The 16,040-nt window shown below is 64.6% G+C and carries 14 protein-coding genes; 1 reads left to right on the forward strand and 13 read right to left on the reverse strand.

What is annotated here, in order from left to right:
* Window positions 1-18: 18 nt before the first annotated feature.
* The 10 genes from phoB to LGM89_RS16300 all read right to left on the reverse strand — a co-directional run bounded on the left by phoB (window position 19) and on the right by LGM89_RS16300 (window position 10,879).
* The gene (phoB, locus tag LGM89_RS16255; protein WP_027787869.1) at window positions 19-720 is read right to left on the reverse strand and encodes a phosphate regulon transcriptional regulator PhoB; all 702 of its coding nucleotides are present in this window, start codon (window positions 718-720) and stop codon (window positions 19-21) included.
* Window positions 721-750: 30 nt separating this feature from the next.
* Window positions 751-1,455 (reverse strand): phosphate signaling complex protein PhoU, encoded by a 705-nt coding sequence (gene phoU, locus LGM89_RS16260; protein WP_089425007.1) that lies wholly within the window; start codon window positions 1,453-1,455, stop codon window positions 751-753.
* An 18-nt stretch (window positions 1,456-1,473) separates the two neighbouring features.
* Window positions 1,474-2,322 carry a phosphate ABC transporter ATP-binding protein PstB gene (pstB, locus tag LGM89_RS16265; RefSeq protein WP_089425006.1) on the reverse strand — a complete coding sequence of 283 codons (849 nt, stop codon included), beginning with the start codon at window positions 2,320-2,322 and terminating at the stop codon, window positions 1,474-1,476.
* Between the two features lie 15 nt (window positions 2,323-2,337).
* The gene (gene pstA / locus LGM89_RS16270) at window positions 2,338-3,231 is read right to left on the reverse strand and encodes a phosphate ABC transporter permease PstA (protein ID WP_089460774.1); all 894 of its coding nucleotides are present in this window, start codon (window positions 3,229-3,231) and stop codon (window positions 2,338-2,340) included.
* Window positions 3,228-4,214, reverse strand: a complete 987-nt coding sequence (gene pstC / locus LGM89_RS16275) for a phosphate ABC transporter permease PstC (protein WP_089494578.1) — start codon at window positions 4,212-4,214, stop codon at window positions 3,228-3,230. Before pstC ends, pstA begins: the two co-directional genes overlap by 4 nt.
* 94 nt (window positions 4,215-4,308) lie before the next feature.
* Window positions 4,309-5,343, reverse strand: coding sequence for a phosphate ABC transporter substrate-binding protein PstS (gene pstS / locus LGM89_RS16280; protein ID WP_089439706.1), 1,035 nt, complete (start codon window positions 5,341-5,343; stop codon window positions 4,309-4,311).
* Between the two features lie 454 nt (window positions 5,344-5,797).
* Entirely contained in the window at window positions 5,798-7,153 is a 1,356-nt protein-coding gene (gene glmM / locus LGM89_RS16285) for a phosphoglucosamine mutase (RefSeq protein ID WP_089494577.1), read from the reverse strand.
* A gap of 28 nt (window positions 7,154-7,181) precedes the next feature.
* Complete coding sequence (gene folP / locus LGM89_RS16290) at window positions 7,182-8,075, reverse strand: dihydropteroate synthase (protein WP_413227468.1); 894 nt, start codon at window positions 8,073-8,075, stop codon at window positions 7,182-7,184.
* 76 nt (window positions 8,076-8,151) lie between these two features.
* Entirely contained in the window at window positions 8,152-10,050 is a 1,899-nt protein-coding gene (gene ftsH, locus LGM89_RS16295; protein WP_039347669.1) for an ATP-dependent zinc metalloprotease FtsH, read from the reverse strand.
* A 166-nt stretch (window positions 10,051-10,216) separates the two neighbouring features.
* Window positions 10,217-10,879 (reverse strand): RlmE family RNA methyltransferase, encoded by a 663-nt coding sequence (locus tag LGM89_RS16300; protein WP_046545366.1) that lies wholly within the window; start codon window positions 10,877-10,879, stop codon window positions 10,217-10,219.
* A gap of 192 nt (window positions 10,880-11,071) precedes the next feature.
* On the opposite strand from LGM89_RS16300, the gene LGM89_RS16305 reads away from it, so the two are divergent.
* A complete protein-coding gene (locus LGM89_RS16305; protein ID WP_089439703.1) occupies window positions 11,072-11,599 on the forward strand; it encodes a YhbY family RNA-binding protein in 528 nt (175 codons plus the stop codon).
* 78 nt (window positions 11,600-11,677) lie between these two features.
* Here LGM89_RS16305 and LGM89_RS16310 read toward each other — a convergent pair whose 3' ends face one another.
* From LGM89_RS16310 to carB, 3 genes are all read right to left on the reverse strand, one after another.
* Window positions 11,678-12,136 (reverse strand): DUF4149 domain-containing protein, encoded by a 459-nt coding sequence (locus tag LGM89_RS16310; protein ID WP_021163361.1) that lies wholly within the window; start codon window positions 12,134-12,136, stop codon window positions 11,678-11,680.
* 14 nt (window positions 12,137-12,150) lie between these two features.
* Window positions 12,151-12,627 carry a transcription elongation factor GreA gene (gene greA / locus LGM89_RS16315; protein ID WP_057927897.1) on the reverse strand — a complete coding sequence of 159 codons (477 nt, stop codon included), beginning with the start codon at window positions 12,625-12,627 and terminating at the stop codon, window positions 12,151-12,153.
* 118 nt (window positions 12,628-12,745) lie between these two features.
* Entirely contained in the window at window positions 12,746-16,000 is a 3,255-nt protein-coding gene (gene carB, locus LGM89_RS16320; protein ID WP_089494575.1) for a carbamoyl-phosphate synthase large subunit, read from the reverse strand.
* Window positions 16,001-16,040 lie beyond the last annotated feature (40 nt).

Consider the following 16,040-nt stretch of genomic DNA (forward strand, 5'->3'; position numbering starts at 1 on the left):
ACGGCATGCGTGGATACGTTACGCGTGCTTGGCGAGCCGGTAGCCGCTGCCGCGCACGGTCTCGATCATCGCATCGCAGCCGGCCGGTTTCAAGGCCGCGCGCAATCGTTTGATGTGCACGTCGACGGTGCGCTCCTCGACGAATACATGGTCGCCCCACACCTGGTCGAGCAGTTGCGTGCGGCTGTGCACGCGCTCCGGATGCGTCATGAAGAAATGCAGCAGGCGGAACTCGGTCGGGCCGAGATCGAGCTTGATCTCGCTGCCTTCCGCATGCGCGGCGACGCGATGCGTGGCCGGGTCGAGGCGCAGCCCGTTGATCGACACGACGTCCTCGGTCAGCTGCGGCGCGCGACGGCGCAGCACGGCCTTGATCCGCGCCATCAGCTCCTTCGGCGAGAACGGCTTCGTCACGTAGTCGTCCGCGCCGATTTCGAGGCCGAGCACCTTGTCCTGCTCATCGCCACGTGCGGTCAGCATGATGATCGGGATGTGCTTGGTCCGTTCGTTGTTGCGCAGGTCGCGCGCGAACGCAATACCGGACTTGCCCGGCAGCATCCAGTCGAGCAGCACGAGATCGGGCAGCACGTCGCTGATCAGGTTCTGCGCCTGTTCGGCGTTGTACGCCCGAATCGGGCAGTGACCGGCGTGCTGGAGATTCACCGAGATCAGTTCGGAAATCGCGGGCTCATCTTCAACGACGAGAATGTTGCTGGGCATCGGCACCTCTGTTCTTCCTTACGGAGTCGATTAACTGTTGGCTTCGCGATCGAGCGTGTCGCGCGGCTGGTGCCGCACGTCGGTGCCCTTCACGATGTAGATGATGAATTCGGCGATGTTCTTCGCGTGGTCGCCGATCCGCTCGATCGCCTTCGCGATGAACAGGTACTCGAGGCCCACCGAAATCGTGCGCGGATCTTCCTGCATGTACGACACGAGCTTGCGCACGAACGCACGGAATTCCTGGTCGATTTCCTTGTCGTCCTTGACGATCTGTGCGGCGGCCACCGTATCGAGACGCGCGAACGCGTCGAGCGCGCGGCGCAGGATCGTCACGGCCATCTCGCCCGACACCTTGATCTCGGCGATGTTGACCGTGCGCGCGGCCGGCTCGTCGACCAGGCGGCGCACGCGCTTCGCGATCTTCTCGGCCTCGTCGCCTGCGCGCTCGAGGTTCGTAATCGTTTTCGAAATCGACATCAAAAGGCGCAGGTCACGCGCGGCAGGCTGTCTCCGCGCGATGATGTTGCCGCACTCCTGGTCGATGTCGACTTCCATCGTGTTCAGGACTTCTTCGTTCGCGATCACCTTCTCGGCCGCATCGCGATCGAATTCGTTCAGCGCGTGCATCGCGCCGACGATCTGCGACTCGACGAGCCCGCCCATTTCCAGCACTTTCGACGACACCGCGTTGAGATCGGCGTCGAACTGGCTCGACAGATGTTTATCCGACATGGCTGTTGTTCTCCGTCATCAGCCGAAGCGGCCGGTGATGTAGTCTTCCGTTTCCTTGCGCACCGGCTTGATGAAGATCTTTTCGGTCTCGCCGAACTCGATCAGCTCGCCCAGGTACATGTAGGCCGTGAAATCCGAGCAGCGTGCGGCCTGCTGCATGTTGTGCGTGACGATCACGACCGTGTAGTCGCTCTTCAGCTCCGCGATCAGCTCTTCGATGCGGCCCGTCGAGATCGGGTCGAGCGCCGAGCACGGTTCGTCGAGCAGCAGCACTTCCGGACGGATCGCGATGCCGCGCGCGATGCACAGACGCTGCTGCTGGCCGCCCGAGAGGCCGTAGCCGCTCTGGCTCAGCTTGTCCTTCACTTCGTTCCACAGCGCGGCCTTCGTGAGCGCCCACTCGACGCGATCGTCCATTTCCGAGCGCGTGAGCTTTTCGAACATCTTCACGCCGAACGCGATGTTGTCGTAGATCGACATCGGGAACGGGGTCGGCTTCTGGAACACCATGCCGATCCGCGCGCGCAGCAGCGAGATGTCGCGCTTCGTCGTCAGCAGGTTCTCGCCGTCCATCAGGATTTCGCCTTCGGCGCGCTGCTCCGGATAGAGCGCGAACATCTTGTTGAACGTGCGCAGCAACGTCGACTTGCCGCAGCCCGACGGGCCGATGAACGCCGTCACCTTCCCTTCGGGAATGCTCAGGTTGATGTTCTTCAGCGCATGGAACTTGTTGTAGAAGAAGTTGAGGTTGTTGACCTCGATCTTCGCGTTCAGCGGCTCGAGCGGACGGCCGTGCGCCGCGTCGTGCGTGCCGGCGGGCGCAGCGGTGCGCTCGACGGGATTCAGGTGGCTTTCTGCCATATTCATCGGATTGCTCCGCCGTTACTTTTTCGAGAAGATCGAGCGCGCCAGGATGTTGAGTCCAAGCACCCCGAGCGTGATCAGGAACACGCCCGCCCAGGCGAGCGACTGCCATTCCGCGAACGGGCTCATCGCGAACTTGTAGATCGTGACGGGCAGGTTCGCCATCGGCTGGCTCATGTCGACCGAGAAGAACTGGTTCGACAGCGCGGTGAACAGCAGCGGCGCCGTTTCGCCGGCGATCCGCGCGACGGCGAGCAGCACGCCCGTGATGATCCCGCCGACCGACGCGCGCAGCGTGATCTTCAGCACCATGCGCCACTTCGGCGTGCCGAGCGCGAAGGCCGCTTCGCGCAGCGCGTTCGGCACGAGCTTCAGCATGTTCTCGGTCGTGCGGATCACGATCGGAATCTGCAGCAACGCGAGCGCGATCACGCCGGCCCAGCCCGAGAAGCGCCCCGACTTTGCAACGACGATCGCGTACACGAACAGGCCGATCACGATCGACGGCGCGGACAGCAGGATGTCGTTGATGAATCGGATCGTGCTCGCCAGCAGGTTCTTCTGGCCGTATTCGGCGAGATAGACGCCCGCCAGGATGCCGATCGGCGTGCCGACCAGCGTGCCGAAACCGCACAGCAGCAAGCTGCCGACGATCGCGTTCGCGAGACCGCCGCCTTCCGTGTTCGGTGCCGGCGTCGATTCCGTGAACAGTTGCAGCGACAGGCCGCCGACGCCGAGATGCACTGTCGTGTAGAGAATCCACACGAGCCACAAGAGGCCGAATGCCATCGCACCGAGCGACGCGGTGAGCGCGATCGCGTTGACGGCCTTGCGCTTGCGCTGCAGGCGGTTGCGCATCGCGTCGAGCACGGCGCCGTCCGGACCCGGGAAATTCATGATGGGCTCGCTCATTTCTTGCCCTCTCCCTTCTCGAGACGAAGCAGCAGCAGTTTGGAGATGGACAGCACGATGAACGTGATCACGAACAGGATCAGGCCCAGCTCCATCAGCGCGGACGTATGCAGGCCCGGTTGCGCTTCCGCGAATTCGTTCGCAAGCGCCGACGTAATGCTGTTGCCCGGCGCGAACAGAGAAATGCTGTCGAGCAGGTTCGTATTGCCGATCACGAAAGTCACGGCCATCGTCTCGCCGAGCGCGCGGCCGAGGCCGAGCATCACGCCGCCGATCACGCCGGTCTTCGTGTAGGGCAGCACGACCTTCCACATCACTTCCCACGTCGTGCAGCCGATCCCGTACGCCGATTCCTTCAGCAGCACGGGCGTGACTTCGAACACGTCACGCATCACCGATGCGATGTACGGGATGATCATGATCGCGAGGATCACGCCGGCGGCCAGGATGCCGATACCGATCGGCGGGCCGGCGGTCAGCGGGCCGAGCACCCACACGTCCTTGAACAGGCGGCCGATCGGCTTCTGGAAATATTCCGCGAAGATCGGCGCGAACACGAGCAGGCCCCACATGCCGTACACGATCGACGGAATCGCGGCGAGCAGCTCGATCGCGATGCCGAGCGGGCGGCGCAGCCACACGGGCGACAGCTCGGTGAGGAACAGCGCGATGCCGAAGCTGACCGGCACCGCGATGACGAGCGCGATGACCGATGTCACGATCGTGCCGTAGATCGGCACGAGCGCGCCGTAGATGTCCGAGTTGGGATCCCACTCGGATTGCCACAGGAAGCCGAGGCCGAACTTCTGGATGGTCGGCATCGACGCGATGATCAGGGAAACGATGATCCCGCCGAGCAGCAGCAGGGTCACGATCGCGGCAAGCCGTGCAAGACCGCCGAACACGACATCCCCGAGGCGGCTCGGCGCGCGTTGCTGCGCAACGTCGGCGGACCGTGAGGACGTATAGGAAATATCAGACATGGGTGCCTGCTTTTGATTGCCGGGCGCCGTAACGCCCGGCTTTACCGCACACACTGCCCGACCGGCACGGCCGGGCAGCGAACCGCTGCAATGCTTACTCGGCGGCGACCGGCTTGCCCGAAGCGTCCGTCACCTTGATCTTCCACTGCTTGCGGATTTCCGCTTCGACTGCCGGCGGCAGCGAGATGTAGTCGAGGCTGTCAGCAGCCTTCTCGCCGTTCTTGAACGCCCAGCTGAAGAACTTCAGCGTTTCCACGCCCTGCTCCGGCTTGTCCTGCTTCGCGTGCAGCAGCACGAACGTCGCGCCGACGACCGGCCATGCTTCCTTGCCCGGCTGGTTCGTCAGGATCTGGTAGAACGACTTCGACCAGTTCGCGCCGGCAGCCGCCGCCTTGAACGTTTCCGTCTTCGGCTCGACCACCGTGCCCGTCGAGTTCTTCAGAGCCGTGTAGACCATGTTGTTCTTCTTCGCGTACGCCCATTCGACGTAGCCGACTGCGCCCGGCAGGCGTTGCACGAACGCTGCGACGCCGTCGTTGCCCTTGCCGCCCGTGCCCGTCGGCCAGTTGACCGTCGTGCCTTCGCCGACCTTCGACTTCCACTCGTCGTTGACCTTCGACAGGTAGTTCGTCCAGATGAAGCTCGTGCCCGAGCCATCAGCGCGGCGAACCACGGCGATGTCCGTGTCCGGCAGCTTGACCTTCGGGTTCAGCGCGGCGATCGCCGGGTCGTTCCACTTCTTGATCTTGCCGAGGTAGATGTCGCCGAGCACCGGGCCCGACAGCGTCAGTTCACCCGGCTTCACGCCCGGCACGTTGATGACCGGCACCACGCCACCGACCACCGTCGGGAACTGGAACAGGCCTTCCTTCGCGAGCTCTTCATCCTTCAGCGGAGCGTCCGAACCGGCAAAATCGACCGTCTTCGCGACGATCTGCTTCAGGCCGCCCGACGAGCCGATACCTTGATAGTTGACCTTCGCGCCGCCGGTCTGCTGGTAGTCAGCAGCCCATTTCGTATAGATCGGCATCGCGAACGTGCTGCCTGCGCCCGTGATGTCGGCAGCGTGGGCGGCGACGGCGAAAAGCGCGCCAGCCAGGCCGGCAATCGCGGTTTGCATCAATTTCATGAGACCTCCAGTGTGTGAGCGGATGACTACGGCACCGCGAAGGTTAGGGGCTCCTCATGACGGTAATGTGACAATCGATGAAACTGGCGTGACAGTAACATGACTGGTTGAAAGGGAGTATCGGGTGCGGCGGAGACGGCGCCCGGGCGGCGCCTGAACGGCGGCGGCGGCAAGAATTGCCCGCCTGGAAGGGACGGGAGACGTCCCGTTTTACATCGGTGCGAGCGGATCGTAGCGCGGTGTCTGCGTCCGGGAAAGCCCCCGCTTGGGGCTGGCCCGATATCAGGGGTCTGACGATTTTTCGCCCCTGAATTGCGGGGGCGACGCGCCCGTCTCTTTATCGGTATCGCAAACCTTTGCGTCCGACGAAATCACGGCGCCCCGAAGGCGCCGTGTGCGGATTCACCGGAACACCGGCGCGCAGGTGTTTGACCTGACACGCCGGGCCCGCGCGTCAGGTCGTCGCCGCGCGCACCGCGTCGGCGATCGTCTCCGCATGGCGCACCGCGTCGGCCGCCTGCTGTGCTTCGACCATCACGCGCAGCACGGGCTCCGTGCCCGATGCGCGGATCAGCACGCGGCCGCTGCCGGCGAGCGCGGCTTCGGCTGCGTCGATCGCGGCGCGAATCGACGTGCTGCCCTTCCAGTCGGCACCCGGCTTCATCCGCACGTTGATCAGCTTCTGCGGGAACAGCGTGACGCCGTCGAGCATCTGCGCGAGGGTCCTGCCGCTGCGCTTCAACGCGGCCAGCACGAGCAGCGCAGACACGATGCCGTCGCCGGTCGAGTGGCGATCGAGCGACAGGATGTGGCCCGAGCCTTCCGCGCCGAGCTGCCAGCCGTGTTCGCGCAGCTGCTCGAGCACGTAGCGATCGCCGACTGCCGCGCGGACGAACTTCACGCCCTCGCGCTGCAGCGCGACTTCGACCGCGAGGTTCGTCATCAGCGTGCCGACCGCGCCTTCGACCTTGCCGTCGGTCGCGATCCGGTCCTTCACGAGCACGTAGAGCAGCTCGTCGCCGTTGTACAGGCGACCGGCGGCATCGACCACTTGCAGGCGGTCGGCATCGCCGTCGAGCGCAATGCCGAGATCGGCGTGGTTCGCACGCACCGCGCGCACCAGCGCGTCCGGCGCGGTCGCACCGACACCATCGTTGATGTTGAAGCCGTTCGGCGCGACACCGATCGGAATCACGTCCGCGCCGAGCTCGTGGAACACGTGCGGCGCGATCTGATACGCGGCGCCGTGCGCGCAGTCGATCACGAGCTTCAGCCCGCGCAGGTTGAATGCGGCAGGGAACGTGCTCTTGCAGAACTCGATGTAGCGGCCGGCCGCGTCGTCAAGGCGGCGCGCCTTGCCGAGACCGTCGGACGATGCGCACTCGAGCGGCTTGTCGAGCCACGCTTCGATCGCGGCTTCGGTGTCGTCCGGCAGCTTGTTGCCGTCGGCGGAGAAAAACTTGATCCCGTTGTCGTGATAAGGGTTGTGCGATGCGCTGATCACGACGCCCGCCGACAGGCGCAGCGCGCGCGTCAGGTACGCGACGCCCGGCGTCGGCATCGGGCCGGCCAGCATCACGTCGACGCCGGCCGCCGAGAACCCAGCCTCGAGCGCGGCTTCGAGCATGTAGCCGGATACGCGCGTGTCCTTGCCGATCAACACGGTCGGGCGCGAGCCTGCCGCGACATCGGCCGAGCTGGCCAGTACCTTGCCGGCTGCGTAACCGAGACGCAACACGAAATCCGGCGTGATGGGCGCCTCGCCCACCGTGCCGCGAATGCCGTCCGTGCCGAAATATCGACGTCCCATGGTGAATCTTCCTCCTTCGTCTTCTGCTTTATCGTTGCCGCGCGGCTTCGCGCACGGCATTCAAGATCTTCAGCGCGTCGACCGTTGCCGCGACGTCGTGCACGCGCACGATCGCCGCCCCACGCTCGACCGCGCACACCGCGGCCGCCACGCTCGCCGCGACGCGCTCCATCGGCGGCTTGCCGCCGATCACCGCGCCGAGCATCGACTTGCGCGACATGCCCGCGAGTATCGGATACGCACGGCCGTCGGGCCGCAAGGGTGCCGTGTCCGGCAACGCGGCCAGCAACGCGTAGTTGTCGTCGACGACCGCCTTGCCGAATCCGAAACCGGGATCGACGCAGATCCGCTCCGGCACAATCCCCGCATCGCGCAGCGCCTGCGCGCGCTCGGCGAGAAAATCGCGCACGTCGGTCACGACGTCGCCGTAATCGGGTTCGCCGACCTGCATCGTCTGTGGCTCACCCAGCATGTGCATCGCACACAGCCCGCAGTTGCCGTCGCGCACCGCGTCGATCGCGCCCGGCTGGCGGAACCCCCAGATATCGTTGATCAGGTCGGCGCCGGCGGCCAGCGCGGCACGCATCACGGCCGGCTTGTAGGTATCGATCGACAGCGGCACGTTCAGCGGCCGCAGCGCTTCGACGAGCGGGATCACGCGTGCGAGTTCCTCGTCGAGCGGCACGGGCGGCGCGCCGGGACGCGTCGATTCGCCGCCGATATCGAGAAGGTCGACGCCTTCGGCAATCATCCGCTCGGCCTGGCGCAGCGCATCGTCGCGCGCGAGGAAGCGGCCGCCGTCGGAGAACGAATCGGGCGTGGCGTTGAGGATGCCCATCACGAGCGGGCGTTCGAACGTCAGTTCGAAGCGGCCGCACCGGAGCGGCGCGGGAATGAATGGGGAAACAGCGGAATCGGACACGAGCAACTGGCGTGAATGAATGCAAAACGGGCCGGTGTGAAGCCACACCAGCCCGTGAACGGCGCTAAAGCGGAGATTATGCCGCCGGCGAAGCAGGCGCCGGCGCGTTGGCAGGCTTCACCTCGGCGCTGCTGCCACCACCCGACGAATCGCCGCCGACAGCCGGCGAGCTCTTCGGGGAACGCGGCGGACGGCCTTCCATGATGTCGTTGATCTGATCGGCATCGATCGTCTCCCACTCCATCAGCGCGGCGGTCATCGCTTCGACCTTGTCGCGGTTCTCTTCGAGCAGGCGGCGCGCAAGGCCGTACTGTTCGTCGAGCACACGGCGGATTTCCGAATCGACCTTCTGCTGCGTCGCTTCCGAGATCGTGCGCGTGAAGCCGCGGCCGAACGGCGATGCATCGTTCTCGTCGTCGACGTAGACCATCGGCCCGAGCGCGTCGGTCATGCCGAAACGAGCCACCATCGCACGCGCCGTCTGCGTTGCCTTGTTGAAGTCGTCCGATGCGCCGGTGCTGACCAGGTTCATGAACAGCTCTTCCGCCACCCGGCCACCGAACAGGATCGCAAGGCGGTCCATCAGGTAGTCCTTCGAGTACGTTTCGTTGTCATGCTCCGGCAACTGCCACGTGACACCCAGTGCGCGACCGCGCGGGATGATCGTGACCTTGTGCACGGGGTCCGCCTTCGGCAGCAGCTTCGCGATCACCGCGTGGCCCGACTCGTGATAAGCGGTCGCACGCTTCGCTTCTTCGCGGATCACGGCCGACTTGCGCTCCGGACCCATGAAGATCTTGTCCTTCGCGTCTTCGAAATCCTGCATCTCGACGATGCGCTTGCCGCGACGTGCGGCGAACAGCGCCGCCTCGTTCACGAGGTTCGCGAGATCGGCACCCGAGAAACCCGGCGTGCCGCGTGCGATGACCGCCGCATCGACGTCGTTCGCGATCGGCACCTTGCGCAGGTGCACGCGCATGATCTGTTCGCGGCCGCGGATATCCGGCAGACCGACGTAGACCTGGCGGTCGAAACGGCCCGGACGCAGCAGCGCCTTGTCGAGCACGTCGGAACGGTTGGTGGCGGCGATCACGATCACGCCCGAGTTCGCCTCGAAGCCGTCCATCTCGACGAGCATCTGGTTCAGCGTCTGCTCGCGCTCGTCGTTACCGCCGCCCATGCCGGCGCCGCGATGACGGCCGACCGCGTCGATTTCGTCGATGAACACGATACAGGGTGCATGCTTCTTCGCCTGCTCGAACATGTCGCGCACACGCGCCGCGCCGACACCGACGAACATTTCGACGAAGTCCGAACCCGAGATGCTGAAGAACGGCACCTTCGCTTCACCCGCGATCGCGCGGGCCAGCAGCGTCTTGCCGGTACCGGGAGGGCCGACCAGCAGCACGCCGCGCGGAATGCGGCCGCCCAGCTTCTGGAATTTCTGCGGATCACGCAGGAAGTCGACGAGCTCGGACACTTCTTCCTTCGCTTCGTCGCAGCCCGCGACGTCGGAGAAGTTCACCGCATTGTTGTTCTCGTCGATCAGCCGCGCGCGCGATTTCCCGAACGAAAATGCACCGCCTTTGCCGCCCCCCTGCATCTGCCTCATCATGTAGAACCAGAACACGATGATCAGGATCGTCGGCCCGAGGTAGTACAGCGCGGACATCAGCGCGTTCGGCTCGTCGTCGGCCTTGCCGCTGACCTGCACGCCGTACTTCATCAGATCGCCAACCATCCAGATGTCGCCGGGCGACACGATCTGGTATTTCTGGCCATCAGCCGGAGTGACGGTGAGGTTGCGCCCCTGAACGATGACGTTCTTGACCTTGCCGTTCTTGGCGTCGTCCATGAACTGCGAATAGGACACGCCTTCCTGGACGCGGGGCTTGTCGAACTGCTTGAACACCGTAAACAGCACCAGTGCGATCACCAGCCACACCGCTGCCTTCGAAAACATATTGTTGTTCAAAGCACCACTCCTTCACTCGTAGACGAGCGCCTACATTTTCCTTGCGGCGCCCCTCGGTCATTCTAATCCAGTCCGACCACCCTCGCCATAAGCATTGACAACCGCCGCGATAGCGCTTCGCTTGTCTGGCAAGGGCCGGAGCCCGTTTGCGGCACCTCGCTGCGCGTCAGCGCGGACGTTTCAGATGCCGACCCAAAATGAACGTTTCGGACGATTTGTCGCGGGACGCCTTCGGCTTGCGCGGCGCGACGGTCTTAAACTGCTGTTTGAATTTCTCGACGATCTGGCTGTAGCCGCTGCCGTGAAAGCATTTCACGAGCAGCGCACCATCCGGCTTCAGATGATTCTGCGCAAATTCGAGCGCCAGATCGCACAGATGCTCGATGCGCGCCGCGTCTGCCGAGGCCACGCCAGAGAGGTTGGGGGCCATGTCGGAAATAACAAGGTCCACCGCGCGCCCTTCGAGCACTTCTTCGAGCTGATGAAGGACTTCGTCCTCCCGGAAGTCGCCCTGCAGGAAGTGGACGTCGGCGATCGGCTCCATCGGCAGGATGTCGAGCGCCACGATCGTGCCGTCGATGCCGCCTTCGCGTTCCGCGTCACGCTTCTTGCCCTGCGCGAGCTTGTTGCGGGCATACTGGCTCCAGCTGCCCGGCGTCGCGCCGAGGTCGACGATCACCTGGCCCGGACGGATCAGCTTGTCCTGCTCGTCGATTTCCTTCAGCTTGTACGCGGCGCGCGCGCGATAGCCCTCCCGCTGCGCCATTTTGACGTAGGGGTCGTTGATGTGGTCGTGCAGCCAGTGCTGGTTGAAGCGGTTTTTTGCCATTCGAGAGAGAGATTGCTGCTATTGCTTCGTGAAGCCGCGCTTTTAGCGGATAATACGCGTCTTCTTCGCGCGGCTGCGGCCCCTTTTCAGGCCCAAGCCGCGATTTTACGTGGTTTCGGCGCACGGCTGACGCGGTAACTTCCCGCGATCGCTATTCAGTCAGCGCGCCCTTATTTAGATTTCGACATTTCCATGCCCGCCCTTTCGCTTTCTCCCGCCGAGCGCTCCGCGCTGCGCTCCCAGGCCCATGCGCTCAAGCCCGTCGTGCTGATCGGCGCCGAAGGGCTCACCGACGCCGTGCTGAAGGAAATCAAGGTGCACCTCGACGCGCACCAGCTGATCAAGATCCGCGTGTTCGGCGACGAGCGCGACGAACGCATCGCGATCTACGACGAGATCTGCGACCGCCTGAGCGCGGCGCCGATCCAGCACATCGGCAAGCTGCTGGTGATCTGGAAGCCCGAAGCCGCCGCAGCGGCTCCGGCTCGCGGCCGTCGTGCCGGCACCGTGCCCAGCGCGGCCGAAGCCGTCGACGACAAGAAAGGCCGTGCACCGCGCACCGTCAAGGTCGTCAAGGTATCGCCGAACGCGAGCCCCGTGCGTCGCCCGCGGCCGGTCAAGGTCACGGTGCGCGGCAACGAGCGCGTGACGGCAGGCGGTAACGTGAAGCGCGCCAAGAAGCGCCAGGCCAGCACGAAGCGTCCGTTCCAGGACAAGTAAGCATCGAGGCTGCACGGCTCGCCGTGCAGCCACCCTGCCCGCGGGCCCGGCCTCGACCGGGCCCGCGCGGCATTCGCGTCAGGCGTCGCGCGCCGGCAGACGCCAGATCAGCATCAGCCCCAGCACGCTCTCGACGAGGTAGAACACGCTCGAGACGCCGTGCAGCATCCCGAAGCGGCTCGCATACGGCGAGTTCGCGATATCGGTGCCCGCGTCCATCGCGGCCACCCGCAGCGCATTCATGAACGGCTGCAGCGCGAAATACCCGACCAGCACGCACACGACCATCGCGGCGACGACCCAGCGCACGCGGCGATATTCGCTGCTGCCGCGCCGCACCTGCTGGTTCGACAACGCGAGCAGCAGCACGCCGCACACGACACCGAGGATCGCCTCGATACGGAACAGCTGGGCGGCGACCGAACCGGCCGTCATCCGCTCCAGCGTCTTGAACAGCACGGGCGCGACCGCATACCCGATCGTCAGCAGGCTGCCGACCCACACGGCCGACAGCAGACGGAACACGCGATGCGGCATCACGTCGCCCCGCTTCAGATGTAGCTGACCGAGATGATTTCGTACTCGCGCACGCCGCTCGGCGCCTGCACGGCCGCGACGTCGCCTTCGGACTTGCCGATCAGTGCGCGCGCGATCGGCGAGCTGACCGAGATCAGGCCGTGGTCGATATCGGCTTCGTCGTCACCGACGATCTGGTACTTGACGGTGTCGCCCGACTCGAGATCCTCGAGTTCGACGGTCGATGCGAAAACCACGCGGCCTTCGGCATCGAGCACGGTGGGATCGATGACTTGCGCGGCCGACAGCTTCGATTCGAGTTCCGCGATACGACCCTCGATGAAGCCCTGCTTTTCCTTCGCGGCATCGTATTCGGCGTTTTCGGACAGGTCGCCCTGTGCGCGGGCCTCCGCGATCGCGTTGATCACGGCCGGCCGCTCGACGGACTTGAGGCGCTGCAATTCATCGCGCAGGAGTTCCGCGCCACGCTTTGTCAACGGAATGGTGCTCATAAACGGCTCAATCGCTAAAAACGGCTTTAAAAAAAATCACCGCGATTAAGCGCGTTTCCGATGCACTGGAAACACCGCCTAATCGCGGCACGTGTTGCTTCGACAGGTAACTGACTGCTTAGTTTAGGCGAGCGTGAAGACCTTGTAAATCATAGACTTCCAGATCCTTCAGGTAGCGCAAGCCTTCAACCGCCGCGCGCGCGCCCGACATCGTCGTGTAGTACGTGACCTTGTGCGCCTGCGCGCTCATGCGGATCGAACGCGAATCGGCGATCGCCTGGCGCGTTTCGTCGACCGTCGTGAACACCAGTGCGATCTCGCCGTTCTTGATCATGTCGACGATGTGCGGACGGCCGTCCTTCACCTTGTTCACGACCTTCACCGGCACGCCGGCCGCTTCGATCGCGGCAGCCGTGCCCTTGGTCGCGACGATCGGGTAGCCGAGGTCGTGCAGCATGCGCGCGACTTCGACCGCCTTCGGCTTGTCGGCGTCCATCACGGTCAGCAGCACCGTGCCCGATTCCGGCAGGCGCGAGCCGGCCGCGAGCTGCGACTTGAACAGCGCTTCGCCGAACGTCTGGCCGACACCCATCACTTCGCCGGTCGAACGCATTTCAGGCCCGAGGACCGGATCGACGGTCGGGAACTTGACGAACGGGAACACCGCTTCCTTCACGCTGAAGTACGGCGGCTCGACTTCCTTCGTCACGCCCTGCTGCGCGAGCTTCTGGCCGACCATCGCACGCGCCGCGATCTTCGCGAGCGGCAGGCTGGTCGCCTTCGACACGTACGGCACTGTGCGCGAGGCGCGCGGGTTCACTTCCAGCACGTAGATGATGTCCTGCTTCGAACCGTCCGCCTGCGGCACCTGCTGGATCGCGAACTGCACGTTCATCAGGCCGACCACGTTCAGCGCCTTCGCCATCGCGCCCGTCTGGCGCTTCAGCTCGGCCACGGTTTCCTTCGACAGCGAGTACGGCGGCAGCGAGCATGCCGAGTCGCCCGAGTGGACACCCGCCTGCTCGATGTGCTCCATCACGCCGCCGATGAACACGGCTTCACCGTCGCAGATGCAGTCGACGTCGCACTCGATCGCGTCGTTCAGGAAGCGGTCGAGCAGCACCGGCGAATCATTCGACACCTTCACGGCCTCGCGCATGTAGCGCTCGAGGTCGCGCGGCTCGTGGACGATTTCCATCGCGCGGCCGCCCAGCACGTACGACGGGCGCACGACCAGCGGGTAGCCGATCTCTTCCGCGAGCGCGAGCGCTTCGTCTTCGGCGCGTGCGGTGCGGTTCGGCGGCTGGCGCAGGCCGAGGTCCTGCAGCAGCTTCTGGAAGCGTTCGCGGTCTTCGGCTGCGTCGATCATGTCCGGCGACGTGCCGACGATCGGCACACCGTGCGCCTCGAGGTCGAGCGCGAGCTTCAGCGGCGTCTGGCCGCCGTACTGGACGATCACGCCAACCGGCTTTTCCTTGTCGACGATCTCGAGCACGTCTTCCAGCGTCAGCGGCTCGAAGTACAGGCGGTCGGACGTGTCATAGTCGGTCGACACCGTTTCCGGGTTGCAGTTGACCATGATCGTTTCGTAACCGTCCTCGCGCATCGCGAGGGCCGCGTGCACGCAGCAGTAGTCGAACTCGATGCCCTGGCCGATCCGGTTCGGGCCGCCGCCCAGCACCATGATCTTCTTGTTGGTGGTCGGCTGCGCCTCGCACTCTTCCTCATAGGTCGAGTACATGTACGCGGTTTTCGTCGCGAACTCGGCCGCGCAGGTGTCGACGCGCTTGTAGACCGGGCGCACGTTGAGTTCGACGCGGCGCTTGCGGACGTCTTCCGGGCTCGCGCCAAGCAGCTTCGCGAGGCGGCGGTCGGAGAAGCCGCTCTGCTTCAGGTAGCGCAGTTCGTCGAACGACAGCGATGCCAGCGTGCGGCCGCCGAGCGCCTTTTCCTTCAGGATGATCTGCTCGATCTGCTCGAGGAACCACGGGTCGATCGCGGTTTCCGCGAAGATTTCCTGGGCCGTCATGCCGATCCGGAACGCATCGCCGACGTACCAGATGCGGTCCGGGCCCGGCTCGTGGATCTCGATCGCGATCTCGTCGCGGTTGGTCGACTTCTCGTCGAGACCGTCGACGCCCACTTCGAGGCCGCGCAGCGCCTTCTGGAACGATTCCTGGAACGTGCGGCCGATCGCCATCACTTCGCCGACCGACTTCATCTGCGTGGTCAGGCGCGAATCGGCTTCGCGGAATTTCTCGAACGCGAAGCGCGGGATCTTCGTGACGACGTAGTCGATCGTCGGCTCGAACGACGCCGGGGTCTGGCCGCCGGTGATTTCGTTCTTCAGCTCGTCGAGCGTGTAGCCGACCGCCAGCTTCGCCGCGACCTTCGCGATCGGGAAGCCCGTTGCCTTCGACGCGAGCGCCGACGAACGCGACACGCGCGGGTTCATCTCGATGACGACCATGCGGCCGTCCTTCGGGTTGATCGAGAACTGCACGTTCGAGCCGCCCGTGTCGACGCCGATCTCGCGCAGCACCGCGAGCGATGCGTTACGCAGGATCTGGTATTCCTTGTCGGTGAGCGTCTGCGCCGGCGCGACCGTGATCGAGTCGCCGGTGTGCACGCCCATCGGGTCGAGGTTCTCGATCGAGCAGACGATGATGCAGTTGTCGGCGCGGTCGCGCACGACTTCCATCTCGTATTCCTTCCAGCCGAGCAGCGATTCTTCGATCAGCAGCTCGCGCGTGGGCGAGAGGTCCAGGCCGCGCTTGCAGATCTCTTCGAACTCTTCGCGGTTGTAGGCAATGCCGCCGCCCGAGCCGCCGAGCGTGAACGACGGACGGATCACGACCGGGTAGCCGCTGCCGCCGGTGAGCGCCATGATCTCGGCGTGCACCTGGGTGGCTTCCTCCATCGAGTGCGCGATGCCCGACTTCGCGGAACCGAGACCGATCTTGGTCATCGCTTCCTTGAACTTCTGGCGGTCTTCGGCCTTGTCGATCGCTTCCGGCGACGCGCCGATCAGCTCGACGCCGAACTTCTCGAGCACGCCGTGGTGGTGCAGGTCGAGCGCGCAGTTCAGCGCGGTCTGGCCGCCCATCGTCGGCAGGATCGCGTCCGGGCGCTCCTTCTCGATGATGCGCGCGACGACTTCCCACGTGATCGGCTCGATGTAGGTCACGTCGGCCGTGTTCGGGTCGGTCATGATCGTCGCCGGGTTGCTGTTGACGAGAACGACCTTGTAGCCCTCCTCACGCAACGCCTTGCAAGCCTGCGCGCCCGAATAGTCGAACTCGCACGCCTGGCCGATGATGATCGGGCCGGCGCCGATGATGAGGATGCTCTTGATGTCTGTGCGTTTTGGCATGGCTCTGTCAATCAATAAATAAACGTTAATGCTGCATGTC

The organism is Burkholderia sp. AU31624, from assembly GCF_020420065.1.
Taxonomy (GTDB): Bacteria; Pseudomonadota; Gammaproteobacteria; order Burkholderiales; family Burkholderiaceae; genus Burkholderia.